Source organism: Aestuariivirga litoralis, from assembly GCF_003234965.1.
Taxonomy (GTDB): Bacteria; Pseudomonadota; Alphaproteobacteria; order Rhizobiales; family Aestuariivirgaceae; genus Aestuariivirga; species Aestuariivirga litoralis.
Map to the genome: position 1 here is coordinate 706,838 of NZ_QKVK01000001.1, position 23,946 is coordinate 730,783.

24 protein-coding genes are annotated in these 23,946 nt (G+C 66.1%); 14 read left to right on the top strand and 10 right to left on the bottom strand.

Features of this window, described 5'->3' with window-relative positions; translation table 11 throughout:
* The first annotated feature begins 148 nt into the window (after window positions 1-148).
* The gene (gene dnaJ, locus DK847_RS03395; RefSeq protein WP_111196348.1) at window positions 149-1,306 is read left to right on the top strand and encodes a molecular chaperone DnaJ; all 1,158 of its coding nucleotides are present in this window, start codon (window positions 149-151) and stop codon (window positions 1,304-1,306) included.
* A gap of 126 nt (window positions 1,307-1,432) precedes the next feature.
* On the opposite strand, the gene DK847_RS03400 is transcribed toward dnaJ, so the two are convergent.
* A complete protein-coding gene (locus DK847_RS03400) occupies window positions 1,433-1,990 on the bottom strand; it encodes an SH3 domain-containing protein (RefSeq protein WP_245414505.1) in 558 nt (185 codons plus the stop codon).
* A 249-nt stretch (window positions 1,991-2,239) separates the two neighbouring features.
* Here DK847_RS03400 and DK847_RS03405 point away from each other — a divergent pair, with 249 nt between their 5' ends.
* Window positions 2,240-3,229: a 2-hydroxyacid dehydrogenase gene (locus DK847_RS03405; protein WP_111196179.1), complete on the top strand. Its 990-nt coding sequence runs from the start codon at window positions 2,240-2,242 to the stop codon at window positions 3,227-3,229.
* 21 nt (window positions 3,230-3,250) lie between these two features.
* Here the strand turns inward: DK847_RS03405 and DK847_RS03410 are convergent, their stop codons facing one another.
* Window positions 3,251-3,928 carry a haloacid dehalogenase type II gene (locus tag DK847_RS03410; RefSeq protein ID WP_111196180.1) on the bottom strand — a complete coding sequence of 226 codons (678 nt, stop codon included), beginning with the start codon at window positions 3,926-3,928 and terminating at the stop codon, window positions 3,251-3,253.
* A gap of 32 nt (window positions 3,929-3,960) precedes the next feature.
* Between DK847_RS03410 and nthA the strand changes: the two genes are divergently transcribed.
* The 4 genes from nthA to DK847_RS03430 are packed head-to-tail and all read left to right on the top strand — an operon-like array spanning window position 3,961 to window position 6,215.
* Window positions 3,961-4,602, top strand: coding sequence for a nitrile hydratase subunit alpha (nthA, locus tag DK847_RS03415; RefSeq protein WP_425358676.1), 642 nt, complete (start codon window positions 3,961-3,963; stop codon window positions 4,600-4,602).
* Entirely contained in the window at window positions 4,599-5,255 is a 657-nt protein-coding gene (gene nthB / locus DK847_RS03420) for a nitrile hydratase subunit beta (RefSeq protein WP_111196181.1), read from the top strand. The genes nthA and nthB (DK847_RS03420) overlap by 4 nt, the downstream gene beginning before the upstream one ends.
* Window positions 5,252-5,902 (top strand): nitrile hydratase subunit beta, encoded by a 651-nt coding sequence (gene nthB, locus DK847_RS03425; protein WP_111196182.1) that lies wholly within the window; start codon window positions 5,252-5,254, stop codon window positions 5,900-5,902. The genes nthB (DK847_RS03420) and nthB (DK847_RS03425) overlap by 4 nt, the downstream gene beginning before the upstream one ends.
* Window positions 5,865-6,215, top strand: coding sequence for a nitrile hydratase accessory protein (locus DK847_RS03430; protein ID WP_111196183.1), 351 nt, complete (start codon window positions 5,865-5,867; stop codon window positions 6,213-6,215). The genes nthB (DK847_RS03425) and DK847_RS03430 overlap by 38 nt, the downstream gene beginning before the upstream one ends.
* Here DK847_RS03430 and DK847_RS03435 read toward each other — a convergent pair.
* Window positions 6,202-6,975: a cytochrome c biogenesis CcdA family protein gene (locus tag DK847_RS03435; protein WP_111196184.1), complete on the bottom strand. Its 774-nt coding sequence runs from the start codon at window positions 6,973-6,975 to the stop codon at window positions 6,202-6,204. The two genes, DK847_RS03430 and DK847_RS03435, sit on opposite strands and share 14 nt — an antisense overlap.
* Before the next feature lie 134 nt (window positions 6,976-7,109).
* Between DK847_RS03435 and DK847_RS03440 the strand changes: the two genes are divergently transcribed.
* The 6 genes from DK847_RS03440 (at window position 7,110) to DK847_RS03465 (ending at window position 11,837) form a co-directional block, all read left to right on the top strand.
* On the top strand, window positions 7,110-8,066 hold the full coding sequence (locus DK847_RS03440) for a zinc ABC transporter substrate-binding protein (protein WP_111196185.1): 957 nt from the start codon (window positions 7,110-7,112) through the stop codon (window positions 8,064-8,066).
* 63 nt (window positions 8,067-8,129) lie between these two features.
* On the top strand, window positions 8,130-8,798 hold the full coding sequence (locus DK847_RS03445; RefSeq protein WP_111196186.1) for a DUF1007 family protein: 669 nt from the start codon (window positions 8,130-8,132) through the stop codon (window positions 8,796-8,798).
* Window positions 8,786-9,916: a nickel/cobalt transporter gene (locus DK847_RS03450; RefSeq protein WP_111196187.1), complete on the top strand. Its 1,131-nt coding sequence runs from the start codon at window positions 8,786-8,788 to the stop codon at window positions 9,914-9,916. Before DK847_RS03445 ends, DK847_RS03450 begins: the two co-directional genes overlap by 13 nt.
* A gap of 6 nt (window positions 9,917-9,922) precedes the next feature.
* Window positions 9,923-10,402, top strand: a complete 480-nt coding sequence (locus tag DK847_RS03455) for a TspO/MBR family protein (protein WP_111196188.1) — start codon at window positions 9,923-9,925, stop codon at window positions 10,400-10,402.
* Window positions 10,403-10,460: 58 nt separating this feature from the next.
* The gene (locus tag DK847_RS03460; protein WP_111196189.1) at window positions 10,461-10,730 is read left to right on the top strand and encodes a MoaD/ThiS family protein; all 270 of its coding nucleotides are present in this window, start codon (window positions 10,461-10,463) and stop codon (window positions 10,728-10,730) included.
* A 3-nt stretch (window positions 10,731-10,733) separates the two neighbouring features.
* Window positions 10,734-11,837, top strand: coding sequence for a WD40/YVTN/BNR-like repeat-containing protein (locus DK847_RS03465; protein ID WP_111196190.1), 1,104 nt, complete (start codon window positions 10,734-10,736; stop codon window positions 11,835-11,837).
* A 128-nt stretch (window positions 11,838-11,965) separates the two neighbouring features.
* On the opposite strand, the gene DK847_RS03470 is transcribed toward DK847_RS03465, so the two are convergent.
* From DK847_RS03470 to DK847_RS20525, 3 genes are read right to left on the bottom strand one after another with little or no spacing between them, the layout of a single operon-like run.
* The gene (locus tag DK847_RS03470; protein WP_111196191.1) at window positions 11,966-15,202 is read right to left on the bottom strand and encodes an error-prone DNA polymerase; all 3,237 of its coding nucleotides are present in this window, start codon (window positions 15,200-15,202) and stop codon (window positions 11,966-11,968) included.
* Window positions 15,199-16,701 carry a Y-family DNA polymerase gene (locus DK847_RS03475; RefSeq protein ID WP_161957133.1) on the bottom strand — a complete coding sequence of 501 codons (1,503 nt, stop codon included), beginning with the start codon at window positions 16,699-16,701 and terminating at the stop codon, window positions 15,199-15,201. The genes DK847_RS03470 and DK847_RS03475 overlap by 4 nt, the downstream gene beginning before the upstream one ends.
* Complete coding sequence (locus DK847_RS20525; RefSeq protein ID WP_161957134.1) at window positions 16,586-17,485, bottom strand: ImuA family protein; 900 nt, start codon at window positions 17,483-17,485, stop codon at window positions 16,586-16,588. The genes DK847_RS03475 and DK847_RS20525 overlap by 116 nt, the downstream gene beginning before the upstream one ends.
* A gap of 124 nt (window positions 17,486-17,609) precedes the next feature.
* Here DK847_RS20525 and DK847_RS03485 point away from each other — a divergent pair, with 124 nt between their 5' ends.
* Window positions 17,610-18,050, top strand: a complete 441-nt coding sequence (locus DK847_RS03485) for a copper chaperone PCu(A)C (RefSeq protein ID WP_111196194.1) — start codon at window positions 17,610-17,612, stop codon at window positions 18,048-18,050.
* Window positions 18,051-18,052: 2 nt separating this feature from the next.
* Here DK847_RS03485 and DK847_RS03490 read toward each other — a convergent pair whose 3' ends face one another.
* Window positions 18,053-18,448 carry a hypothetical protein gene (locus DK847_RS03490; protein ID WP_111196195.1) on the bottom strand — a complete coding sequence of 132 codons (396 nt, stop codon included), beginning with the start codon at window positions 18,446-18,448 and terminating at the stop codon, window positions 18,053-18,055.
* 213 nt (window positions 18,449-18,661) lie between these two features.
* Between DK847_RS03490 and DK847_RS03495 the strand changes: the two genes are divergently transcribed.
* A complete protein-coding gene (locus DK847_RS03495) occupies window positions 18,662-20,272 on the top strand; it encodes an ATP-binding protein (protein ID WP_161957135.1) in 1,611 nt (536 codons plus the stop codon).
* A 121-nt stretch (window positions 20,273-20,393) separates the two neighbouring features.
* Here the strand turns inward: DK847_RS03495 and DK847_RS03500 are convergent, their stop codons facing one another.
* The 3 genes from DK847_RS03500 to DK847_RS03510 all read right to left on the bottom strand — a co-directional run bounded on the left by DK847_RS03500 (window position 20,394) and on the right by DK847_RS03510 (window position 23,876).
* On the bottom strand, window positions 20,394-21,554 hold the full coding sequence (locus DK847_RS03500) for an iron-containing alcohol dehydrogenase (RefSeq protein ID WP_111196197.1): 1,161 nt from the start codon (window positions 21,552-21,554) through the stop codon (window positions 20,394-20,396).
* 175 nt (window positions 21,555-21,729) lie between these two features.
* Window positions 21,730-23,103 (bottom strand): glutamine synthetase family protein, encoded by a 1,374-nt coding sequence (locus DK847_RS03505; RefSeq protein WP_111196350.1) that lies wholly within the window; start codon window positions 23,101-23,103, stop codon window positions 21,730-21,732.
* A 23-nt stretch (window positions 23,104-23,126) separates the two neighbouring features.
* The gene (locus DK847_RS03510; protein WP_111196198.1) at window positions 23,127-23,876 is read right to left on the bottom strand and encodes an N-formylglutamate amidohydrolase; all 750 of its coding nucleotides are present in this window, start codon (window positions 23,874-23,876) and stop codon (window positions 23,127-23,129) included.
* Window positions 23,877-23,946 lie beyond the last annotated feature (70 nt).

Consider the following 23,946-nt stretch of genomic DNA (forward strand, 5'->3'; position numbering starts at 1 on the left):
GCCTGTGACTTGAGGAACCCCGCTTCACGTCGCGGCGCCCGAAAGGGGGCCGCAGCGCGGGGCGGGGTTCTGCTCTATTCCCTTTCAATTCGTTCCGGTCCTGACGCGTGTCGTGACGCGGAACGGCAAACCACAGCGGTACGCATTCATGGCCAAGCGTGACTATTACGATGTTCTGGGCGTTGGCCGGTCGGCTGACGAGAAGGAACTGAAGGCCGCCTATCGCAAGCTCGCCAAGCAGCTCCACCCCGATGCCAACCCGGGCGACGCCAAGACCGAGGCCAAGTTCAAGGAACTGAACGAGGCCTATGACGTGCTGAAGGACCCGCAGAAGCGTGCGGCCTATGACCGGTTCGGCCACCAGGCTTTCGAGAACGGCATGGGCGGGCGCGGCGGTGCGGGCTTCGGCCCGGATTTCAATTCCTCGATGTCCGACATCTTCGAGGACCTGTTCGGCGATTTCATGGGCGGCGGCGGCGGTGGCCGCGGCCGCCGCGGCGGCGGGCGCAGCAATGGCGCGACGCGCGGCGCCGACCTGCGCTACAACATGGAGATCAGCCTCACCGAGGCCTTCACCGGCAAGAACGCGCAGATCCGCGTTCCCTCCTCGGTGTCCTGCGAGGTCTGCAGCGGCTCGGGCGCCAAGCCCGGCACCTCACCCAAGACCTGCTCGACCTGCGGCGGCCACGGCGCCGTGCGTTCGCAATCCGGTTTCTTCACGGTGGAGCGCACCTGCCCCTCCTGCCAGGGCCGCGGCCAGGTCATATCGGATCCCTGCAACGCCTGCTCGGGCCAGGGCCGCGTCACCAAGGAGCGCACCCTGTCGGTCAACATTCCGGCGGGCGTCGAGGACGGCACGCGCATCCGGCTGGCCAGCGAGGGCGAAGCGGGCATGCGCGGCGGACCGTCGGGCGATCTCTACATCTTCCTGTCGGTGAAGCCGCACGAGTTCTTCCAGCGCGACGGGGCGGACCTGTTCTGCAAAGTGCCCGTCTCGATGACGGCAGCCGCCATGGGCGGCGAGATCGAGGTGCCGACGATCGACGGCAAGAAAGCCCGCGTCGCGGTGCCCGAAGGCACCCAGACGGGCAAGCAGTTCCGCCTGAAGAACAAGGGCATGCCGGTGCTGCGCTCATCCCAGATGGGCGACATGTACATCCAGGTGGCGGTCGAGACCCCCGTCAACCTGTCACGCCGCCAGAAGGAGCTTCTGCGGGAGTTCGAGACGGAAGCGAAAAACAACAGTCCCGAGTCGGAAGGTTTCTTCGCCAAGGCCAAGGCCTTCTGGGACGGGTTCGGGAGCTGAGGCTCCGCATCGCTTCAGACATCCATCATGCCCGGGCCTGTCCCGGGCATCTTTTTGCGGCCACCAAAAAAGGATGGCCGGGACAAGCCCGGCCATGATGAATTCTCGGGGGTGAGACCTACCGCCTCAGTCCACCTTCTCGCCGGGATAGACGCCCCACAGCTGCGTCTGCTGCACATAGCCGTCATACCCGCCGGCGCTGAGTTCGCACCACTCGCCGTCGCAGTGCTCGACTTCGGCCACCACGCCGGAGCCGACCTGCGCCACCACGCCGGCCGCCGGTTTCGGGCCGCTCATCAGCGGCACGTTCTGCCCCTGCTTCCACGGCGCGATCTCCGCCGTGCGCTTGCCGGCCAGCATGTTCTGCAGGATCCAGCCTTCCTCGCCGTCCGAATCGCGGATGCGGCGCCAGTTCTCGAATTCGGCGACGATTTCGACCGGCAGGCCCTTGCGCTGGAACACCCAGGCCACCGGATGATCGCTGGAGGGGCCGCGGCGCACATTCACCTTTTCGGCCTTGAGGGACACGAAGCGCGGAATGGGCAGGCCCGACGGGCCGACCGGCTTGGCGGCCTCCTTGCCGATCGAGCCGGTGACGGCGCCCTTCTCCGCATTGGCCTGCGAATCAACCCGCTTGGCAAACAGCGACCAGCCCACTGCGCCCGCCACGCCGATACAGGCCAAGCTGAGGATGATAGAGCCAAAACGCCGTTTTTTGGCAGGACCTGCCGCCATGATATCCGAATTTCCTCTGCAAGGCCCGGACACCGTCCTCCGGGGAAAGGGCCCCTACGACACAAAGCCAGTTTACACCAGCGACAGCCCCGTGCAAACGAGGGAAACACCGATCATCACCCCGCACGGACCGGTGGCAGGATTGATCCTGCAGGGTTAAGATTGTGTGAGGATTGAGACCGGAGCCAGGATTCCCGCATGACCAAGCGCAAGCCCCTCGTCGTCGTCACCCGCAAGCTGCCCGACGTCGTCGAGACCCGGATGATGGAACTGTTCAACACCCGTCTCAACGCCACGGATGAGCCGATGGGCCGCGCCGAGCTGATCGAGGCCGTGAAGACGGCCGAGGTGCTGGTGCCCACCGTCACCGACCGCATCGACAAGGCCGTGCTGATGCAGGCCGGCGACCAGTTGAAGCTCATCGCCAATTTCGGCAATGGCGTCGACAACATCGACGTCGAGACGGCGCTGTCGCGCGGCATCACCGTCACCAACACGCCGGGCGTGCTGACCGAGGACACGGCCGACTTCACCATGGCGCTCATCATGGCCGTTTCCCGCCGCATCATCGAGGGCGCGAAGGTGATCGGCGCCGACAATTCCTGGGGCGGCTGGTCACCCACCTGGATGCTCGGCCACCGCATCTGGGGCAAGCGGCTGGGCATCATCGGCATGGGGCGCATCGGCACCGCGGTCGCCCGCCGCGCCAAGGCCTTCGGCCTGCAGATCCATTATCACAACAGGAAGCCCGTCCATCACAAGATCGAGGAGGAGCTCGAGGCCACCTATTGGGAGAGCCTCGACCAGATGCTGGCACGCATGGACATCGTTTCCGTCAACTGCCCGCACACGCCGGCCACCTACCACCTGCTGTCGGCGCGACGCCTGAAGCTGATGAAGCCCGAGGCCATCATCGTCAACACCGCGCGCGGCGAGGTGATCGACGAGAACGCGCTGGCCCGCATGCTGGAGAGTGGTGAACTCGGCGGCGCCGGCCTCGACGTGTTCGAGCACGAGCCGGCGGTCAACCCGCGCCTGCTGAAGGCCAGGAAGGCCGTGCTGCTGCCGCACATGGGCTCCGCCACCATCGAGGGCCGCATCGACATGGGCGAGAAGGTGATCATCAACATCAAGACCTGGGTCGACGGACACAATCCGCCCGACCGCGTCCTGCCGTCGATGCTGTGATGCCACCCGCGGCGGCGGTGCTCACACCAGTGCCGCCAGCTTGCCGAGATGGGGGATGAGCGCCGCGGGCTTGCCCGGCAGGCGGTCGTCCTTCCAGCCGAAGCGATCGACCCTCACCACCTGCAGGCCGAACTGCGCGGCGCCATGCGCGTCCCAGGTGTTGGAGGTGACGAAGCAGATCGCCGCCGCCTCGTGGATCTGCAGTTTCTGCATGGCATGACGGTAGACCCGGCGCGAGGGCTTGTAGATGCCCACATCCTCGACCGACAGCACCATGTTGAACAGCTTGTCGAGGCCCGCATGGCGCACCGCCGCATCGAGCATCGAGGGGCTGCCGTTGGAGAGGATGGCGGTGAGCTTGCTCCTGGCCTTCACGGCGGCCAGAGCATCGGCCACCTCCTCATAGGCATCGAGCTTCAGGTAAAGCGCCATGATCTCGTCGCGCAGCCCCGGCTCGCTGACGCCGAACTGGTCGAGCGCATAGTCGAGCGCATCGCCCGTGACGTGCCAGAAATCGGCATGCACGCCCATGAGGCTGCGGAGCCAGCTGTATTCCAGCTGCTTCTGCCGCCACAGCCTGGAGATGTCTTCGGCATGGGGGCCGATTTCCGGTGCCAGCTTGCGCATCGGGCCCTGGACGTCGAACAGCGTTCCATAGGCGTCGAACACGCAGGCCCTGATGCCGGGGAGCTTCTCCATGCCGCTTCCTCTTCCGCCAACCGGCGCTTATGATGAGCGCAAACCGCGAGGCTGACAACATGGCGCATGACGGACATCACCACGATCACGAGGAAGGCTCCGAACTTTCGCCCATCGCGCTGCGGGTGAAGGCACTCGAATCGCTGCTGGTCGAGAAGGGTTACGTCGATCCCCGGGCGCTCGACGTGCTGATCGACACCTACGAGACCAAGATCGGTCCGCGCAACGGCGCGCGCGTGGTGGCGAAGGCCTGGACCGACCCCGCCTTTGCCGACTGGCTGAAGCGCGATGCCACCGCGGCCATCGCATCGCTCGGCTATACCGGACGGCAGGGCGAGCACATGGTGGCGCTGTTCAACACGCCCGACACCCACAACATGGTCGTCTGCACGCTCTGCTCCTGCTACCCGTGGCCGGTGCTGGGCTTGCCGCCGGTCTGGTACAAGTCGATGCCCTATCGCTCGCGTGCCGTGATCGAGCCGCGCGAAGTGCTGAAGGAATTCGGCGTCGACCTGCCGGACGCCAAGCAGGTCCAGGTGTGGGACTCCACGGCGGAGCTTCGCTACCTGGTGATCCCCGAGCGGCCCGCAGGCACCGACGGCTGGAGCGAGGAGCAGCTGGCGGAGATCGTCACCCGCAATGCCATGATCGGCACCGGCCTCGTCACCGCATGAACGGACCGCATGACATGGGCGGCTTCACCGGCTTCGGGCCGGTGCTGCATGAGGCCGACGAACCGGTCTGGCATGACGACTGGGAGCCGCGGGCCTTCGCGCTGGTGCTCGCCATGGGCATGACGGGCTCGTGGAACATCGACGAGGCCCGCCATGCGCGCGAGCGCCTGCCGGCGCTGCAATACTGGCGGTCGAGCTATTACGAGATGCGCCATTATGCACTGGTCCTGCAGCTGATCGAGCTTGGCCTCGTGTCCGCGATGGAGGACGAGCAGGGCCGCATGGCCGTTCCGCCGAAGCCGGTGAAGCGTGTGGCGAGGGCGGAGATGATCCCCGCCATTCTCGCGTCAGGCGGGCCGGCCGACCGGCCGAGCAACCGCCCGCAGGGCTTCGCCATCGGTGAGCGGGTGCGCGCGCGGACGATGAACCCTAGGGGCCACACCCGGCTGCCGCGCTATGCGCGGGGAAAGACCGGAGAGGTCGTGGCCGTGCATGGTACGCATGTATTCCCGGATTCGAATGCCCATGGTGGTGGCGAAGACCCGCACTGGCTCTACACCGTGCGCTTCACCGGCGCCGAGCTCTGGGGGAAGGACAGCCGGGATGCCGTCTGCATCGATCTGTGGGAGCCCTATCTGGAGAAAGCCCCGTGAACGGCGCGCATGACTGCGGCGGCATGATGGGCTTCGGCCCGGTGGTGGCGGAGGCGAATGAGCCCGTCTTCCATGAAGCCTGGGAAGCGCGCATGTTCGCACTGATGTCGGCGGTTGGCGACGTCGGCGGCTGGACGCTGGACGAAGACCGCGCCGCCTGCGAGGCGATGGAGCCCGGCCACTACATCACATCGAGCTATTACGAGCACTGGCTCAGCGGTCTCGAACGGCTGTTGCAGACGCATGGGCTGGCCAGTGCGGAGGAAATCGCCTCTTGCATAGCGTCCGCGCCATCAAGGCCGGTGACACCCACGGCGGCGGACGCCGTGTGGCCTGCCGTCACCGCTGCCGGGAGCTATGAACGCCGGACCGGGGGCCAGCCGCTGTTCAGGCCGGGGGACCGCGTGCGCACGCGGCACCTGAACCCCGCGCACCACACGCGGCTGCCGCGCTACCTGCGTGGCCATGAGGGCGAGATCCTCGCCTGCCACGGCGCCCACGTCTTTCCCGATTCCAACAGCCGCGGCCTCGGCGAAGACCCCCGCTTTCTCTACACCGTGCGCTTCAGGGCTTCCGACATCTGGGGCAATGGCGCGCCGGACCTGATCCATGCCGACCTGTGGGAGCCCTATCTTGAAGCTTGCTGAGTCGGAACGCCTGCCGAAGGATGCCGATGGCCCGGTCTTCGCCGAACCCTGGGAGGCGCAGGCCTTCGCCATGGCGGTAAAGCTGAACGAGGCCGGCGTCTTCGCCTGGAGCGAATGGGCGGAGGCCCTGGGATCGGAATTGAGGGCCTTTCCGCAGCGTCCCTATTACGAAAGCTGGCTCGCCGCGCTGGAGAAGCTGGTCGAGGCCAAGGGCGTGATGTCGGAGGTCGAGCGGCTGGCCCGGGTCGACGCCTGGGACCGCGCGGCCAGGGCCACGCCACACGGCCAGCCGATCGAGCTCAGCCGAGGTTGAGCAGCACGGGGAAGCGCTCGATCAGCCAGTAGGACACGGCCTGCACGCCACCGGTGATGAACATGATGCCGGAGATGACGAGCAAGGCGCCGGCGATTTTCTCCACCAGGCCGAGGTGCTTCTTGAAGCCCGCAAAGAACCCCATGAAGGTGCCGATGCCCGCCGCCGCCAGCAGGAAGGGAATGCCAAGGCCCAGCGAATAGACGGCGAGCAGCCCCGCCCCCTTCATCACATCCTGTTCGCTCGCGGCGATGGTGAGGATGGTGCCCAGCACGGGGCCGATGCAGGGGGTCCAGCCGAAGGCGAAGGCCAGCCCGATGAGATAGGCGCCGAACAGGCCTCCTGGATGGGCCTTGTGCTGGTAACGCACCTCGCGCGCGATCCAGAACATGCGGAAGACCCCCAGGAAGTGCAGGCCCATGGCGATGATGATGAGGCCGGCCACGCTGGTGATCGGGTTGAAGGCGAAGCCGAACAGCGTCACCTGGCGCGCCAGTTCGGACCGCAACAGGCTGCCCAGCCACGAGGCGCTGGCCCCCAGCAGCACGAACACGGTGGAGAAGCCCAGCACGAACAGCAGCGCGGCGAGCATCACCTGGCGCCGCTCCTCCCGCGGCTTCATCCTGTTGTCGACCAGGTCCTCGAGCGAGGTGCCGGTGATGAAGCACAGATAGGGCGGCACCAGCGGCAGCACGCAGGGGCTCAAGAAACTGATGGTGCCGGCGAACAGCGCGGCACCGATGGACACGTCGAGGCTCATTCCCCCTCCTCTGGCAGGTTGGCGGCGGAATCGCAATTCGCTGCGGGGCCGCAGGCGATCACCTGTGCGTCAGGCTTGACGGGCCGGACGGCGACCGGTATGTTATATTATAACATTACATTCGAGAGGTCCTGATGCGCCGCCTGTCCGCCCTGCTCGCCGCCACCCTGCTGACCGCTGCACCAGGACTGGCCGCTCCCAAGGTTGTGGCCTCGGTCGTTCCGCTTCATTCCATCGTGGCCTCGGTCATGGGCGATGCGGGTACGCCGGAGCTCCTGCTGCAGGGCAGCATGTCGGAACACCGGGCTGTCTTCACCCCGGCCCAGATCGCCATGCTGGGCAATGCCGACCTGGTGTTCATCGTGGGCCACGGGCTGGAAGCCAAGCTGGCCCAGATCAGCGGGTCGGATGCGGTGAATGGCAAGCGCTTCGTGGAACTTTCCGATGCGCCCGGTGTCAGGACCCTGCCCGTCCGCCAGGGCGGCGCATGGGAAGCCCACGATCACGCGCATGAGGAGGATGGCGGCACGGAGGCGGAAGGCCACGACCACGATCATGCCGCCGAGGGCGTCCTCGCCTTCGATCCCCATGTCTGGCTCGACCCGGACAATGCCAAGGCCATGGCGCGGCAGGTGGCGGACGACCTGTCGAAGGCCGATCCGGCCAATGCCGCCGCCTATGCCGCCAACGCCCAGGCCTTCGCCACCCGGATCGACACGGCTTCGGCGGGGATTGCCGCCGAGCTGGCACCGGTGAAGGACAAGCCCTTCATCGTCTTTCATGATGCCTACCAGTATTTCGAGAAGCACTTCGGCCTGTCGGGAGCGGGCTCCATTTCGGACGTGTCCGCCCAGGCCCCGTCGGCGGAGCGCCTGGCCGAGGTTCGCAACAAGATCATTGCGGTGAAGGCCGCCTGCGTGTTCCGCGAACCGCAGTTCGACGGCAAGGTCGTGGCCGCCGTGACCGAGGGGACCGGCGCCCGGGAAGGTGTGCTCGATCCGCTGGGGGCGGGCCTGACGCCCGGCCCCGATGCCTACCAGCAGCTCCTCGCCAATCTGTCCACCGCCCTGAAGGACTGCCTCGGCAGCTAGACGGGCCTTCACGATTTTGCCGCATTGGCCCATCATTCCTCGCCTGATTCAGAAGGATGGACAATGCGAACTGCACGCCGGGCGGCCTTGGCCGCCCTTGCCTTTGCTTCCGCGGCCGCGGCGACACCTGCCTCGGCTCACCCCCACGTGTGGATCCAGATGCAGTCCGGGGTGGTGTTCAATGACCAGGGCCAGATCGCGGCCGTGAAACTCGCCTGGACCTTCGATGATGGCTACGCCAGCCTGGCGCTGGACGGCCTCGACAAGAACGGCAACGGCACCTACGAGCCGGAGGAGCTCGAGCCGCTGACCCGCGAGAACCTCGAGTCCCTGAAGGACTACGACTTCTTCACCCACGTCCGGCTGAACGGCAAGGCGCAGGCCCTGGGCGCGCCGACGGCGGCGGGCCAGAGTTACACCGGCGGCAAGCTGCAGCTTCATTTCGAGTTGCCGCTGTCCACCCCGGTGGACCCCACCAGGGGCGAGTTCGTGCTGAAGGTCTATGACCCCGAATTCTACATCGCCTTCGACTATGCCGGCACCACCCCGGTGACGGTGAGCGGCAACATGCCCCCGGCCTGCAAGCCGGTGCTCAAGCCGCTGCCGACCGACGCCGAGCTCGAGCAGACCCGCGCCATGCTCTCCACCAAGGGGCCGGACTGGAAGCCCGACGAGGAAGAGGATTTCGGCGCCCTCTTCGCCCAGCCCATGACCATTCAATGCCAGGCCTGATCAGGCGGATCGCCCTGGGCGTCGCGGCCCTGCTGATCCTGCTCCTCGCGGCGGCGCCGCAACTCGCCGCGCAAACCGCGGGCACCACCGCGCAACAGGCCCAGCCCGAGGTGAAGATCGACCGCCGCAAGCTGCTGGTCCCGCCACGCAATGCCGATGGCACGATCGAGGTCACCCCCTTTCTGGAAGACCCGGTGCTGTGGGCGCGCGACGAGCAGCAGAACTTCTATCGCAGGATGTCGGCCACGCTGAAGGCCATGCGCGGCCCCGATGCCTGGGCCTCCGGCTGGATGCTGATGCTGCTGAGCTTCGCCTATGGCATTTTCCATGCCGCAGGCCCGGGCCATGGCAAGGCGGTGATCTCCACCTGGCTGCTCGCCACCGAAAGCGAACTGAAGCGCGGCGTGCTGATCTCCTTCATGAGCGCCATCATCCAGGCCCTGACCGCCATCGTGCTGGTGAGCGTGCTGTTCCTCGTGGTGGCGAGCGTCGGCTCCACCGCGCGTGACGTGGCCGGTGTGCTGGAGAGTGCCAGCTATGCGCTGATCGGGCTGCTCGGGCTTTATCTCATCTGGACGGCCCTGCGGCTCTTCGCGGCACGGCGTGCCCTGTCCGCACCGGTTGCTGCCAGTGCCGGGGTCAGCACGCGCCAGTCGATCGCACTCTCGGACTTCGCCAGTTTCGAGCCGAAGCGCAGCGCTGCCGCGGTGCCACATGTGCATGGCCCCGATTGCGGCTGCGGCCACGCCCACCTGCCGGAGGCGAGCGACCTCACGGGCGAGTTTTCCTTCGCACGCGCCTTATCGCTTGCCTTTGCGGTGGGCATCAGGCCCTGCACCGGCGCCATTCTCGTGCTGGTCTTCGCCAATGGCATCGGGCTCTATTGGGCGGGCATTGCCTCCACCTTCGCCATGGCGGTGGGGACCTTCATCACCGTCTCGGTCATCGCCGCCATTGCCGTCTATGGCAAGAAGCTGGCCGCCCGGCTGATGCGCGGCAATTCCCGACTGCTCGACTGGGCCGGCATCGGCTTGCGCTTTGCCGGAGGAACCGTGATAGCCTTTCTGGGAACGATTCTGTTCCTCGGCTCGTTGGGCTCTTCCAACGCCATGATGTGAGCACCCATGCAGACCGACGTTCCTCGCCACCAATGGCTCGTTCTGGCGGGCCTCGTCCTGCTCTGCCTTGCGGTCGGCTCCATCGGCGGCTTCGCCACGCAGGACTCGATCGACACCTGGTATGCCACCCTCAACAAGCCGAGCTGGAACCCGCCCAACTGGGTGTTCGCGCCGGTATGGACGCTGCTCTACATCATGATGGGCGTTGCCGCCTGGCTGGTGTGGCGGACGAAGGACCGCATCGGCCCGGCCATGGCCTTGTTCGGCGCACAGCTCGGCTTCAACCTGCTCTGGTCGCTCATCTTCTTCGGACTGCGCTCGCCCGGCTGGGCGCTGGTGGAGGTGGTCTTCCTGGTGGGCTCGGTGGGACTCACCATGCTGGCCTTCTTCGGGCGCCAGGCCACGGCGGGCTGGCTCTTCGTGCCCTATCTTGCCTGGGTGAGCTTTGCCGCCATTCTGAACTTCGCCATCTGGTCCCTGAACTAGGGGTTGCTGTTTGCGTCCGGCCCGCTGCGCTAGGCTTCGCGGCGGGAAAGACGAAGCGATGGCAAGAGTGTTCTTCACCGCCAACCTGCGCCGCCACGTCGACTGCACCAGCATGGAGGCGGAGGGAGAGACTGTGCGTGCGGTTCTCGCGCGCGTCTTTGCGGTGCAGGACCGGCTCGGCACCTATGTCCTCGACGACCAGGGTGCACTCCGGAAACACATGACCATCCTCGTCGATGGCCAGCGCATCCGCGACCTCGAAGCACTCTCCGATGCCGTCGGTCCCCACAGTGAAGTCTGGGTGATGCAGGCCCTTTCGGGAGGATGATCGATGGCAGATCGCATGATGGTGTCGACCCGCAAGGGCCTGTTCGACGTGGAGCGCGGGCCCTCGGGCTGGGAGGTGGCGCAAGGCGCATTCCTTGGCGACAACGTGACACTCGCGCTGCATGACGCGCGTGACGGCACGGATTATGCCGCGCTGAACCACGGTCATTTCGGCGTGAAGCTGCACCGCCGTGACAGGGGCGGGGCGTGGCAGGAAATCGCCGCCCCCGCCTATCCGCCCAAACCCGAGGGCCTCGACGACCGTGACGGCTGGGGCAAGCCGGTGAAGTGGACGACGCAGATGATCTGGTCACTCGAAGCGGGCGGTGCCGACGAGCCCGGCACGCTGTGGGCCGGCACCATGCCGGGCGGCCTGTTCCGCAGCCGCGACAGGGGCGAGACATGGGAGATGATCCGCCCCCTGTGGGACATGCCGGAGCGCAACATGTGGCTGGGCGGCGGTGCGGATATTCCCGGCATCCATTCGATCTGCGTCGACCCGCGGTCGTCGGAAACCGTGCGCGTCGCCATTTCCTGCGGCGGCGTGTGGGTGACCCATGACGGCGGCGAAAGCTGGAAGCAATCGGCGCATGGCATGCATTTCGACGACGGCCCTCCTGAGATGGTGAACAACCCCGACACCCAGGATCCGCACATGATGGTGCAGTGCCCCGCCGCACCCGAGCGCTTCTGGGTGCAGCACCATTGCGGCATCTGGCGCTCCTCGGACGATGCGAAGAGCTGGCAGCGGGTGCACGCCGAACCTTCGAGCTTTGGCTTCGGCGTGGTGGTGCATCCGAAGGACCCCGACACCGCCTGGTTCGTGCCCGGCATCAAGGACGAGAAGCGCTACCCCGTGGATGGCAAGCTGGTGGTGACGCGCACGCGTGACGGCGGCAAGAGCTTCGACGTCCTGTCGAGGGGCCTGCCGCAGAACCACGCCTACGACATCGTCTTCCGCCACGCGCTGGCGGGCGACGACACGGGCGAGCGGCTGGCCTTCGGCTCCACCACCGGGAACCTGTGGGTGAGCGAGGACCAGGGGGAGTCATGGGAGACGGTGAGCACCTCGCTGCCGCCGGTCCATGCGGTGCGGTTCGCGAGCTGACTGCCGTCATGCCCCATTTACCTCATCATGCGCGGGCTTGACCCGCGCATCCTTTTGCCGGCTCACAAAGGATGGGCGGGACAAGCCCGGCCATGATGAGAGTGATCAGCAGGCTGCCGGGTCTACCCTCAATGAAAATCCCGGCTCTTGGGGATCACCCGCGCCTGGCGCGGGTGTCGTGCCGGGGGCTGTTGCTGGTGCGGGTCGGGTCCCGGCCTTGCCACCTCGTCGGCCCGCGCCAGCGGGTTGCGCAGGAGTGCCCCCTCCTCTGTCAGCAGCGCCAGCCAGTCCGAATGATCCTCGATGCTGCTCGCCACCACGTGGATGATGTCGCCCGTGCGCTGCACGCGGCCCCTGATGAGCATCAGACGGGCGCCCATCACCACCGCGCGGTGCGTTTCCAGCACCTGCGGCCAGATCACCGCATTGCACACCGAGAACTCGTCCTCGAGCGTGAGGAAGACGACACCCTTGGCCGAGCCCGGCCGCTGCCGCACCAGCACCACGCCCGCCACGGTGACGGCGGCGCCATTCCTCAGCGTCTTGAGCTTCGCCGTGTCCGTCACCCTGCGCTCGTTGCAGAGCCGGCGGAGGAACTGCATCGGATGCGCCTTGAGCGACAGCTTCAGCGTCTGGTAATCATTCACCACATGCTCGGAAAGCGGCATATCGGGAAGCGACACGTGCCCCTCCTCCCCCTGCTCGCGCGTGTCGGCGAAGGCGAAGAGCGGCAGCGCCTTGGCCTTGGTCAGGGCCTTCACCTCCCACAGCGCCGCACGCCGGTCGAGGCCGAGCGAGCGGAAACAGTCGGCGGCGGCGAGCTTCTCCAACCCCGCTACGGGCACGCCGAAGCCATGAAGAGCGGCGATGGTCATGGGCTTCTTCTGTAAACGGTATTGCAGCAGCAGGGCTGCATCCTGCGCCTTCAGCCCGTCGACTTCGCGCAGGCCCAGCCGCATCGCGGCCCGTTCGCCCCGTGAGGGTGCTTCCATGATCGAATCCCAGCGCGAATGGTTGATATCCACCGGCCGCACCTCCACCCCATGCTCGCGCGCATCGCGCACGATCTGGGCCGGGGCGTAGAAGCCCATGGGCTGGGAGTTCAGGAGTGCCGCCGCGAAGACCTCCGGATAGTGATGCTTGAGCCATGACGAGACATAGACGAGATGCGCGAAGCTGGCGGCATGGCTTTCGGGAAAGCCATATTCGCCGAATCCCTTGATCTGGTTGAAGCAGCGCGCCGCGAAAGCGGCATCATAGCCACGCTCCACCATGCGGCTCACCATCTTCTGCTCCAAGCGCCCGATGGTGCCGCGCCGCCGGAAGGTGGCCATGGCCTTGCGCAATTCATTGAGCTCGCCCGCGGTGAATTCGGCGGCGACCATGGCGAGCTTCATGGCCTGTTCCTGGAACAGCGGCACGCCCTTGGTGCGGCCCAGCACTTGGCGCAGTTCATCAGGCGGGCCGAAATCGGGATGCGGGGCCGGATAGTCCTCCGCCTCAAGCCCGTCGCGCCGCCGCAAATAGGGATGCACCATGTCGCCCTGGATGGGGCCGGGGCGCACGATCGCCACCTCGATGACGAGATCGTAGAAGCAGCGCGGTTTCAGCCGTGGCAGCATGTTCATCTGCGCACGGCTCTCGACCTGGAAGACGCCCACCGAATCCGCCTTGCACAGCATGTCGTAGACGGCCCCGTCCTCGCGCGGCAGGCTGGCGAGCGAGTATTTGAGGCCGTACCACGCCTCCATCATCTCGAAGCTCTTCTGGATGCAGGTGAGCATGCCGAGTGCCAGCACGTCGACCTTGAGAATCCCCAGCGTGTCGATATCGTCCTTGTCCCATTCGATGAAGGTGCGATCCTCCATCGCGGCATTGCCGATGGGCACCGTCTCGTCGAGGCGGCCCTTGGTCAGCACGAAACCGCCAACATGCTGCGAGAGGTGGCGCGGGAAGCCCTGGATGTCGTCGGCGAGCTCGATCACTTTCGCCAGCAGCGGGTCGTAGGGGTCGAGCCCTGCCTCCTGAAGCCGGCCATTGTGCATCTCTTCGCGCATCTGGCCCCAGACGATGCCGGCGAGCGTGGCGGTGACGTCCTCCGACAGGCCCATCACCTTGCCCACCTCGCGCATGGCGGAGCGGCCGCGATAGGTGATCACCGTGGCGGCGAGCCCCGCCCGCTCGCGGCCATAGCGCTGGTAGATGTACTGGATCACCTGCTCGCGCCGCTCATGCTCGAAGTCGACGTCGATGTCGGGAGGTTCCTTGCGCTCCTCCGAGATGAAGCGCTCGAACAGCAGCTCGATCTGGTTGGGGTCGACCGCCGTGATCCCGATGACATAACAGACAGTGGAATTGGCGGCCGACCCCCGCCCCTGACAGAGGATCGGGGGATCCTGCGTCCGGGCGTAATGGACGATGTCGTGCACGGTGAGGAAATAGGGCGCATAGTTGAGTTTCTCGATGAGCACGAGTTCCTTCGCGATGTTCTCCTTCACCTTTTGGGGAATGCCCTCCGGGTAGCGCTCCTTGGCGCCCTCCCAGGCGAGATGCGTCAGGTGCTGCTGCGGGGTGGAGCCCTGCGGGATCGGCTCTTCCGGATACTCGTATTTCAGCTCCTCCAGCGAGAAGCGGCAGGCCTTGGCGATGGCCAGCGTGTTGGCGATGGCAGACGGATGGTCGCGGAACAGGCGCGCCATCTCGTCCGGCGTTTTCAGGTGACGCTCGGCATTGGCTTCGAGCAGGTAACCCGCTTCGGCGATTGTGACGCCCTCGCGGATGGCCGTCACCACGTCCTGCAGCACGCGGCGGGAGGCATGGTGATAGAGCACGTCATTGGTGGCCAAGAGGCCCGTCTGGTTCTTCTGCGCGAGGTCTGCCAGCCGGTTGATGCGCTCGCGGTCATCACCGCGATGATGGTGGCTGACCGCGAGGTAAAGCGGCGCCTTGAGGCGCTTGCGGATCTCGGAGAGATGATCGGCGCCATCAGACACCAGCGCGAAGACCATGCCCGGGGCATGGGCATAGACGTCATCGAGGGTGATCAGGCACTGGCCCTTCTCCGCCCGGCGCTGTCCGAGGCTGATGAGCCGGCAGAGCGCACCATAGGCCTGTCGGTTGGTGGGCCAGGCGAGAAGCGAGAGGCCGGGCTCGGCGAGGTCGAGCCTTGTGCCGACGATGAAGGGCAGCTCCGCATCCTTCGCCGCCGCATGGGCGCGCACCACGCCGGCCAGCGTGTTGCGGTCGGTCACCGCCAGCGCGGCGATGCCCAGGTGCTTCGCCTGCATGGCGATCTCCTCGGGATGGGAGGCCCCGCGCAGGAAGGAGAAATTCGTGGTACACTGCAGCTCGGCGTAGCTGGTCATGCGGATAATCCGTGTACGTACCACTTGGGCTGCTCTTCGCCCGGCTCGCCATAAAGCCCCTCGCGATAGAGCCAGTAGCGGCGGCCCTGCTCGTCCTCGATCACATAGTAGTCGCGCGGCCGCTCGCCGGCGGTGAGCCGCCACCATTCCGGTGCCACGCGTTCCGGCCCCTGCGCCTTGACGACGCGCCGGGTGACGCGCCGCCAGGTGAGGCGCATCGGCGGGCCATCCGGCACGGCGGCAACGACCTTGGCCGGTTCCGGCGCCTCGAAGATCAACAGCGGCCGCGCCGTGGGCGCAGGGCGGGTTGCCTTGGGTGGCAAGGGGCGCGCCGAGGGACGCGGCATCTCGGCGCGTTCGGGGATATGGCTTTCGACATCCTCCAGCGCCAGGAACTGCTGCTCGTGGCGGTTCAGCACGCGGTCATTGAGCTGTTCCAGCGCCAGGGTGCTGTCATCCTCGAGGAAGCCGTGCTGCTGCACCATGGCCCCCGCCGTCTCGCGCGCCTCCAGCGTCATGGCGTCGATGCCGAAGCCGGCATCCACCGTCTCGAGCTTGGGCTTCAGCACGCGCAGCATGTGGCGCGGATCATGGCTCGCCACCGAGAAGCCCGCCGGCAGGTTGGCGCGCGAGCCATCGACGCGGAACAGCTTGAGGATCAGCCGCAGCGCACCCTTGCCCGCCTTTTCGAGGTCGCGGCAGAGCTGGTTGACAATACCTTCAAGAACGATTTCCAGCCCCTCCGCATGAATGACCGGCTCCATCAGCGCGCGATGCGCCATGAAGGAGGTGGGCGGATTGAGCGGGTTCAGCGGCTCGTCACGCACGCCCATCATCTCGTCCAGCCGGATCAGCACATTCTCGCCGATGGTCTCGCCGCGGAAGCGCCGGGCCAGCGAGGCGCGGGGAATGGCAAGCAGTGCACCCACCGTCTTGAGGCCGAGGCGGCGCAGCGTCTTCGCCGCCATGCCGTCGATGCGCAGGGCCTCGACGGGAAGCGATTGCAAATCCTTCGCCTCATAGCGGGCCAGCGCCCAGGCCGCCCCCAGCGTGGCGCCCTGGCCGATCCTGACGCTGAAGCCATATTGCGCGAGGCGCTGGCGAATCTCCGCCATCATGCGCTGCTCGCCGCCGAAGAGATGGGGAACACCGGTCACGTCCAGCAGGATGCCATCGGGCTGGTCGGGCGCCACCCAGGGGCTGTAGCGCTCCATCCAGCGGCACAGCCCCAGGAGGCTGTTCATGTCCTCCTCCGGCTCATGCGGCTCCGTCAGCAGTTCCGGCAATTGGGCACGCGCATCCGCCAGCCGCATGCCGCGCATCAGGCCGAAGCTCCTCGCGGTGGCATTGACGGCGATCAGGCGCAGGCCGGACTTGGACGTCTCAACCAGCGCGAAGGGCAGGCCCTTGGCGGGCGGCTTCCGACCCATCTTGATCCGTGAACGGATGAAGCGCTCGACGGGAAAATCCGGGAACCAGAGAGAAACAAGACTGCGCATGATGCCATTCCAGAATCCAGGCGCCGGGGCGGCCGCCCCTTGCGCGGGTGAGTTCGACGCTCCAGCACGGCGCACCGGGTGCGCTCGCGTCATGTGCGGGGCTGAGCGAGGGCACGGCCGCCGCCGTCCAGCGCGTGTGGCTGGCAGTTGCCGCACAGTCCGGCTTCGCGAAGGTGAGGATCGCCGCCGACTTTCCCGCCCCTGCCGCCAGCGCCAGGCGGCGCGTGGTGGTGAGGTCGGCGTGTGCCGCCTCCGCATCGCCCAGCACGGCGGCGACGGCACCGGACTTCAGTGCCTCCTCCATGGTCCAGAGCAGGCTTGCGGGCTTCTTCAGCGTGATGGTCACGAAGCGGTGGCGCGGCAGGCCGAGGCGCTCGAGGCCATGGCCATAGAGCCGCCCATGCTCGCGTTCATGCGCGGCCAGCCGGCACCACAGCAGCGGCCGGCGTTCGCCCGCGTCAGTGAGCCGCCGGAGCGCCAGCGCCAGCGCGAAGCCCATGGCCGCCGGCTGGTCGCCATAGGCGCGGGGCGACACGTCATGGAGCCCCGCCCGCTGCAGCCCCTGTGCCGGCAGGTGCCGGTCAAGCTCGGCAAGCCCCGTCAGCCAGGGTGCCGCGCGGCTCTTCTGGTGCTCGAACTGCGCATGCCCCTGCTCCAGCCGCGCGATGTGGTCGCGCAGCGTGGCGAGCAGCCGGGAGGCGTCTCCACCACCCGGGCGAAAAGGCGTGACCGCAGCGCAAGCGTTCCCGCTCCGCGCAGCCTGATGTGCCGGTCCCATACGCATGACAACAACATGATCCAGATTGTTCCCTTTTTGTTCCACAAGCCCGGCACAGAGTCAAGCGGAACGGAATCGAAGGTTGGTGCGGAGTCGCAAATCTGCCACAGCGGCCACGCGTAAAGAGGCCATGTTGCACAGACGCCACCTGATCCTCGGCCTCGCGGGGCTCGCCGCCTGCCCCACCCTCGCCCGCGCCCATTCCTATCGCCTGGGCGACATCGCCATCGGCCATGCCTGGACGCTGCCGGCGCAGGTCTCGCGCGAGGGGCAGGCCTTCGTGCCGCTGGTCAACAATGGCAAGCTGGCGGATGAACTCGTCGCGGCGCGTTCGTCCGTATGCGGAACAATCGAGTTGCGGCGGAACAACCGTTACGATGATCCGCCGCTCAGTTCCTTCCTGCTCGAGCCAGGCCAACCTTTGCCGATGAGACCCACGGCGCGGCACCTCCGGCTTATGGGCCTCTCCGCCCCGCTTCTGCTCGACCAGCGCTTCACCATCATCCTGGATTTCCTGAATGCGGGTGAAACAGAAGTCGAGTTCCACGTCGAAGCGGCGCCCGGCGAGTGACTTCAGACCAGTTCGTGAACCTCGGTCTTAACCTCGTCGGCCACTTCGGCGAAGGGCAGCTTCACCGGCTCCATCGGAACGAGTTCCATCGCCACGCCCACGGGGATCTGCTGCAGCGACAGCTCGATGCCATTGGCAAAGCGCAACCCGTCGCGATAGACGCCGGAGTCGAGGCGCATGAACACCGCCTCCTCGCGCTCGGCGAAGCCATGGCGCGCCGCAAGCTCGGCCGGAATGTCGGAGATGGCGAGCCTGGTATCACACGCCATGCACACCGCCGTTCCGGGCTGTCCAGGAGCGGTCAGACCCATCGACCCGCTCGGGAAGCGCGTCGTCACGTAGCGCTCGCCCTCACGGGCGGGGCGCGAGCTGTACATTTCCAGTGAGTAATCACACATAGCTTCCTCCTGAAGCAGCCGCTTCAACGCCAACCAGCCCTGGTTGCCACTCGCTCTAATGCACCGCGGCGAGCTTCCGTTCCCGGCTTTCGCATTCCCTGCCGATGCCGCTTCTGCGCATCGCCGGCGTGGCGCCGCCGCCAAAGTGCTTTGACGCGGCGGCGCCACGCGCTATCGAAGCAAGGAAACCATCACGATGACGGCAGGGAACGCGTGACGACTGATCTGGTGCTGGGAAAAATCGCCGCCGTGAACGGCACGACAGCCACGGTGCGCCTCGGCGATGACATCGCAGGGCGGGAAAACCGGCCCGCGCGGGAACATACGGTTGTAAATAGCGCGGCCGTCGGTTCCCTGGTGAAAATCAAGGTTGAGAAGCTCGTTCTGTTCGGTTCGGTTGGCCGCATTTCGCCCCGCGGCCCGGGCGATGTGATCGAGGCGGAGATCAGCTTCATCGGCGAAGGCGCTGTGTCGGACAGTGGCGAGCTTACGGAGTTCCGCCGCGGCGTCTCGCGCTATCCCTTCCCGGGCGACGATGTCTACGGTACCTCCTATGACGACTGGGCCCGCATCTTCCGGCCGGACGGCAAGTCCACCATCCCGCTCGGCATCGTCCACCCGACGGTGGACATCACGGCGCTGCTCAGCCTCGACCAGCTGCTGAGCAAGCACTTCGCCGTGCTGGGCTCCACCGGTGTGGGCAAGTCCACCTCGGTGGCCGCCCTGCTGCACAAGGTGCTGGAGGCCGCGCCCAACGGCCACGTGGTGCTGATCGACCCGCATGGCGAATATGCCAGCGCCTTCCGCACCAACAGCATCCACCTCGACGTCGACTCGCTGAAGCTGCCCTACTGGCTGATGAACTTCGAGGAACATGCCGAGGCCTTCCTCACCGGCGAAGGCTCCTCGCGCGAGCGTGACCGCGACATTCTCGGCAAATGCCTGCTCACGGTGCGGCAGAAGAACTACCTCAACATCAAGATCGACAAGGTCACAGCCGACAGCCCCATCCCCTATTTCATCAGCGACCTGCTGGAGGAACTGGAAAAGGAGGCGGGCAAGCTGGAGAAGGCGGCCGATGCCTCGCGCTACATCCGCCTCAAGCTGAAGATCGAGGAAATGGTGCGCGACCCGCGCTATGGCTTCATGTTCGGCGACAACCTCATCACCGACTCGATGGGCGACCTGCTCTCCACCATCCTGCGCATTCCCACACAGGCAAAGCCGCTCACCATCATCGATGTCTCGGGCATGCCCTCCGAGATCGTCAGCGTCGTCGTCGCCATGATCGCGCGCCTCGTGTTCGACTATTCCATCTGGTCGCGGGGCGAGCGGCAGGTGCCCATCCTGCTCGTCTGCGAGGAAGCGCAGCGCTATCTGCCGCGCGAGGACTCGGTGATGAAGCCCGCTGCCCAGCGAAACTTCGAGCGCATCGCCAAGGAGGGCCGCAAGCACGGCATTTCGCTGGGGCTGATCTCCCAACGCCCGTCGGACCTTTCGGAATCGGTGCTTTCGCAATGCGGCACGCTGCTGGTGCTGCGCCTCACCACCGAGCGCGACCAGAACTTCATCAAGAGCGCGGTGCCGGACTGGGCCCATGGCGTGGTCAGCAGCATCTCCTCGCTCAGGAACCGCGAATGCATCGTCTTCGGCGAGGCCGTGCCGATTCCGGTTCGCGTCGGCATCGCCTTCCTCGAGGAGTCACGCCGTCCCAGCTCCAACGACCCGCGCTTCACCGAGGCCTGGAATGCCCCGCAGGACGCCGACGGCATGGTGGGCCGCGTCATCCAGCGCTGGCGCAACCAGCGTCACGAACTGGAGTGAGGCCGCCCCGGCGCCCTGCCGGGTTTCGCCTGCACCGGGCTTCCGGCGAAGCCTTCCGGGACGACTAAGGCAAACTGCCCGGGTCAAGCCCGGGCAGGGTGACGTTCGAACCCCAGGCCCGTCACAGGTCGCCGGTGACGCACTTCTTGGCCAGCGCCTTGTACTGCTTTTCTGTGAACTGGATCGGGTTGCCGCCGGCGGAAGGATCCTTGATCGCCATCTTCGCCACCTCGTCGAGGCGCTTGGTGTCGATGCCGATGTCCTTCAGCGCATGGGGGATGCCGATCTCCTTGCGGAGTGCGAGAACCCACTTGAGGAAGCCGTTGAAGCCACCCTTGATCCCCAAGTAGGCCGCGGCGCGCTCGATGTCCTTCTCGATCTTGCGGCGGTTGGCCTTCAGCACATAGGGCATGATGATGCCGTTCAAGAGACCGTGATGCGCGTCGTAGAGACCGCCGAAGGGGTGCGCGAGGGCATGGATGCCGCCGAGGCCGCGCTGGAAGGCGGTGGCCCCCATGGCGGAAGCGACCAGCATGTTGCCGCGCGCATCGAGGTCCTTTGGCTTCTTCACCGCCTTCGCCAGATTGTCCTTGACGAGCCGCATGCCTTCCAGCGCCACGCCCTGCGACCAGGGGTGATAGAAGGGCGCGCAATAGGCTTCGAGGTTGTGGGCAAGCGCATCCATGCCGGTGGCGGCCGTGAGCTTCGGCGGCAGGCCCACGGTGAGCTCGGGATCCAGCAGTGCGATCTTCGGCATGATCGCCGGGTGGAAGATGATCTTCTTCTCATGCGTGATCGGATGGGTGATGACGCCGGCGCGGCCCACTTCGGAGCCCGTGCCCGCCGTGGTCGGCACGGCGATGATGGGCGAGATCAGCGAGGCGTCGGCACGCGTCCACCAGTCGCCGATGTCCTCGAGTTCGAAGATCGAGATCTTCTGCGAATGCATCAGCGCGATCATCTTGCCGGTGTCGAGGCCCGAGCCGCCGCCCAGCGCCACGACGCCGTCATGCTTGCCGTCCTTGAAGGCCTTGCAGCCGGCGAGCACGTTCTCCTCCACCGGGTTCGGGCGCACGTCGGCGAAGAGCGCCGCCTTGAGGCCCGCCGCCTTCAGGTCGGCCATGATCTCGGCCACCATCGGCATGGCGGCGAGGCCCTTGTCGGTGACGACCAGCGGCCGCTTGATGCCATTGGCCTTGCAGAATTCCGCGAGCTCCTTGATGCGGCCCGCGCCATACTTGATGGCGGTGGGGTAGTTGATGTTGCGGTTCGGAATGGCCATGTCGTGTCTCCTGAGTGCCGTAAGTCAGATGTTACGTCCAGAACCTCACCCTTTGATGCCGTCATCCCGGCGAAGGCCGGGATCCCGCTGTGGGCGCCCGAAGCGGAACCCCGGCCTTCGCCGGGGTGACGCCACGAGGGGACGAAAGGGTCAGGCTCAATTCAAGTCTCGTACCTCAATACCTCTCGAAGCCGCGCTTCAGCTCGAGGTCGGTGATGCGGCGGTCGAATTCGAACTGTTCCCACTGCGCGGTGTGGACGTAGTGGTCGATCACGTCGTTGCCCATCACCTTGCGCAGGAAGTCGGACTCATCGAGGATCCGTGTCGCCTCGCGCAGTGTCTTGGGGATTTCGCGCAGCTTGCGCGAAGTGTCGTAGATGTCGCCCGACACCACGGGTTCGAGCTCCATCTTCTTCTCGATGCCGTCAAGGCCTGCCGCGATCAGCGCGGCGAAGGCGAGATAGGGATTGAGGTCCGCGCCGCCGATGCGGCACTCCACGCGGATCGCCTTGGTGTCCGCCCCGCAGATGCGGAAGCCCGCCGTGCGGTTGTCGAAGCTCCACACCGCGCGGGTGGGCGCGAAGGTTCCGGCCATGAAGCGCTTGTAGGAGTTGATGTAGGGCGCGAGGAAGTAAGTGATCTCGCCCGCATGCGCCAGCTGGCCCGCCAGATACTGCTTCATCAAGGGCGACATGCCGTGCTCGCCCTTCTTGTCCATGAACAGGGGCTTGTCGTCGAGCGACCACAGCGACTGGTGGATATGGGAGGAATTGCCCGCCATGCCATAATCCCACTTCGCCATGAAGCAGACGGCCTTGCCGACATTGTAGGCGATCTCCTTGGCGCCGTTCTTGATGATGGCGTGGCGATCCGCCATCTCGAGCGCCTCGGCATAGCGGACGTTGATCTCCTCCTGCCCGGGGCCCCATTCGCCCTTGGAATTCTCGACCGGGATGCCGGCACCGGCGAGGCCGTTGCGAAGGGCACGCATGTAGACCTCCTCCTTGGAGGTCTGCAGGATGTGATAGTCCTCGATGTAGTAGCCCGCAGTCTTGAGGTTGCGGTAACCCTTCTGGTTCGCCACCTCGTAGCTGTCGTCGAACAGGAAGAATTCGAGTTCCGAGGCCATGTAGGCCTTCATCTTCAGCTTCTCGAGCCGCTTGAGCTGGGCCTTGAGGATGGCGCGCGGCGAATGCGGCACGTCCTCATGCGTGTGGTGATCGAGCACGTCGCAGAGCACCAGCGCGGTGCCGGGAAGCCACGGGGTGCGACGCAGCGTCTTCAAGTCGGGCTTCAGCACGAAATCGCCATAGCCCTTCTCCCAGCTCGTCGCCTTGTAGCCGGGCACCGGCTCCATCTCGATGTCGACGCCGAGGAGATAGTTGCAGCCGTGCGTCTCCTCATATCCGCCGTCGGCGAAATACTTGGCATGGAAGCGCTTGCCGATGAGGCGGCCCTGCAGGTCGACCATGGCGGCCACCACCGTGTCGATGGTGCCGGCCTTCACCTCGGCCTTCAGTTGTTCGAGTGTCAGCATGCCTTCGCTCATCGTCATTCTCCCTCAATCTTCTCTTATTTCGTCGCGGCCTGGATCAGCGGCACCGAAAGGCGCTGGGCCCATTCATCCTGGCCCCGCTCGGTGGCGACCAGGTCATTGCGGATTTCGATCATCGCGTGCTGCAGCCCGCGGGCGAAGCCGTGGAGGTTCAGCGTGTGCAGCACGCCGTCCTTCGGGCCATAGGGCTCGTTGAGCCGCGCATCGATGTTGGGAAAGCTCTTGATGAGCTTCGAGGAGAGCGTCGTGTCCCGGTCATGCAGGATGCCGAGTTCGACACTCCGCGGCTTGCCCTTGTAGACGGGCGTGAAGGAATGGATGGAGACGACGAGCGAGCGCTGGCCCTCCGCCGCGCGCTTGTCGAGCACCGCCGAGACGCCGTCATGGAAGGGCCGGTAGATGTCGCGGGCGCGCGCCAGCCTGTCTGCGGCAGAGAGCTTCTTGTTTCCCGGAATCGCGGTGAGCTCGCTCACCTCCGGAATCGAGTCGGGCGATTCCGGCGGGCGGTTGCAGTCATAGGCCAGCCGCGAATAGCGCTGGAGAAGAAGGGGAGCATCCATCAGGCGCGAGAGCAGGCGCGCCACCTTCTCCGCCCCGATGTCCCAGGCGATGTGGCGGGTGAGATCGGCCTCGGGCAGGCCCAGCGTGCCCAGCGCCTTCGGCAGGGTGTTCGAAGCGTGTTCGCAGATCAGCACGAAGGGCGAGCGGCCCTGCGCGTTGACGGCAATGAACGGGCTCTCCTCGCCCTGCTGGAGCAGCGCTCCCATGCACGAATTCTCCGGAAAATCGGTCAGTTGAAGCGATGATTTCAGATTGTGACAAGCCTGTCAAATTCGT

Excerpts from the sequence above, each read along its gene's own strand:
- dnaJ (WP_111196348.1), top strand. The coding sequence starts at position 149 with ATGGCCAAGCGTGACTATTACGATGTTCTGGGCGTTGGCCGGTCGGCT.
- DK847_RS03405 (WP_111196179.1), top strand. The coding sequence starts at position 2,240 with ATGACCAAGCGCAAGCCCCTCGTCGTCGTCACCCGCAAGCTGCCCGAC.
- DK847_RS03410 (WP_111196180.1), bottom strand. The coding sequence starts at position 3,928 with ATGGAGAAGCTCCCCGGCATCAGGGCCTGCGTGTTCGACGCCTATGGA.
- nthA (WP_425358676.1), top strand. The coding sequence starts at position 3,961 with ATGAGCGCAAACCGCGAGGCTGACAACATGGCGCATGACGGACATCAC.
- nthB (WP_111196181.1), top strand. The coding sequence starts at position 4,599 with ATGAACGGACCGCATGACATGGGCGGCTTCACCGGCTTCGGGCCGGTG.
- DK847_RS03430 (WP_111196183.1), top strand. The coding sequence starts at position 5,865 with ATGCCGACCTGTGGGAGCCCTATCTTGAAGCTTGCTGAGTCGGAACGC.
- DK847_RS03435 (WP_111196184.1), bottom strand. The coding sequence starts at position 6,975 with ATGAGCCTCGACGTGTCCATCGGTGCCGCGCTGTTCGCCGGCACCATC.
- DK847_RS03440 (WP_111196185.1), top strand. The coding sequence starts at position 7,110 with ATGCGCCGCCTGTCCGCCCTGCTCGCCGCCACCCTGCTGACCGCTGCA.
- DK847_RS03445 (WP_111196186.1), top strand. The coding sequence starts at position 8,130 with ATGCGAACTGCACGCCGGGCGGCCTTGGCCGCCCTTGCCTTTGCTTCC.
- DK847_RS03450 (WP_111196187.1), top strand. The coding sequence starts at position 8,786 with ATGCCAGGCCTGATCAGGCGGATCGCCCTGGGCGTCGCGGCCCTGCTG.
- DK847_RS03455 (WP_111196188.1), top strand. The coding sequence starts at position 9,923 with ATGCAGACCGACGTTCCTCGCCACCAATGGCTCGTTCTGGCGGGCCTC.
- DK847_RS03460 (WP_111196189.1), top strand. The coding sequence starts at position 10,461 with ATGGCAAGAGTGTTCTTCACCGCCAACCTGCGCCGCCACGTCGACTGC.
- DK847_RS03465 (WP_111196190.1), top strand. The coding sequence starts at position 10,734 with ATGGCAGATCGCATGATGGTGTCGACCCGCAAGGGCCTGTTCGACGTG.
- DK847_RS03470 (WP_111196191.1), bottom strand. The coding sequence starts at position 15,202 with ATGACCAGCTACGCCGAGCTGCAGTGTACCACGAATTTCTCCTTCCTG.
- DK847_RS03475 (WP_161957133.1), bottom strand. The coding sequence starts at position 16,701 with ATGCGCAGTCTTGTTTCTCTCTGGTTCCCGGATTTTCCCGTCGAGCGC.
- DK847_RS20525 (WP_161957134.1), bottom strand. The coding sequence starts at position 17,485 with ATGCGTATGGGACCGGCACATCAGGCTGCGCGGAGCGGGAACGCTTGC.
- DK847_RS03485 (WP_111196194.1), top strand. The coding sequence starts at position 17,610 with ATGTTGCACAGACGCCACCTGATCCTCGGCCTCGCGGGGCTCGCCGCC.
- DK847_RS03490 (WP_111196195.1), bottom strand. The coding sequence starts at position 18,448 with ATGTGTGATTACTCACTGGAAATGTACAGCTCGCGCCCCGCCCGTGAG.
- DK847_RS03500 (WP_111196197.1), bottom strand. The coding sequence starts at position 21,554 with ATGGCCATTCCGAACCGCAACATCAACTACCCCACCGCCATCAAGTAT.
- DK847_RS03505 (WP_111196350.1), bottom strand. The coding sequence starts at position 23,103 with ATGAGCGAAGGCATGCTGACACTCGAACAACTGAAGGCCGAGGTGAAG.
- DK847_RS03510 (WP_111196198.1), bottom strand. The coding sequence starts at position 23,876 with ATGGGAGCGCTGCTCCAGCAGGGCGAGGAGAGCCCGTTCATTGCCGTC.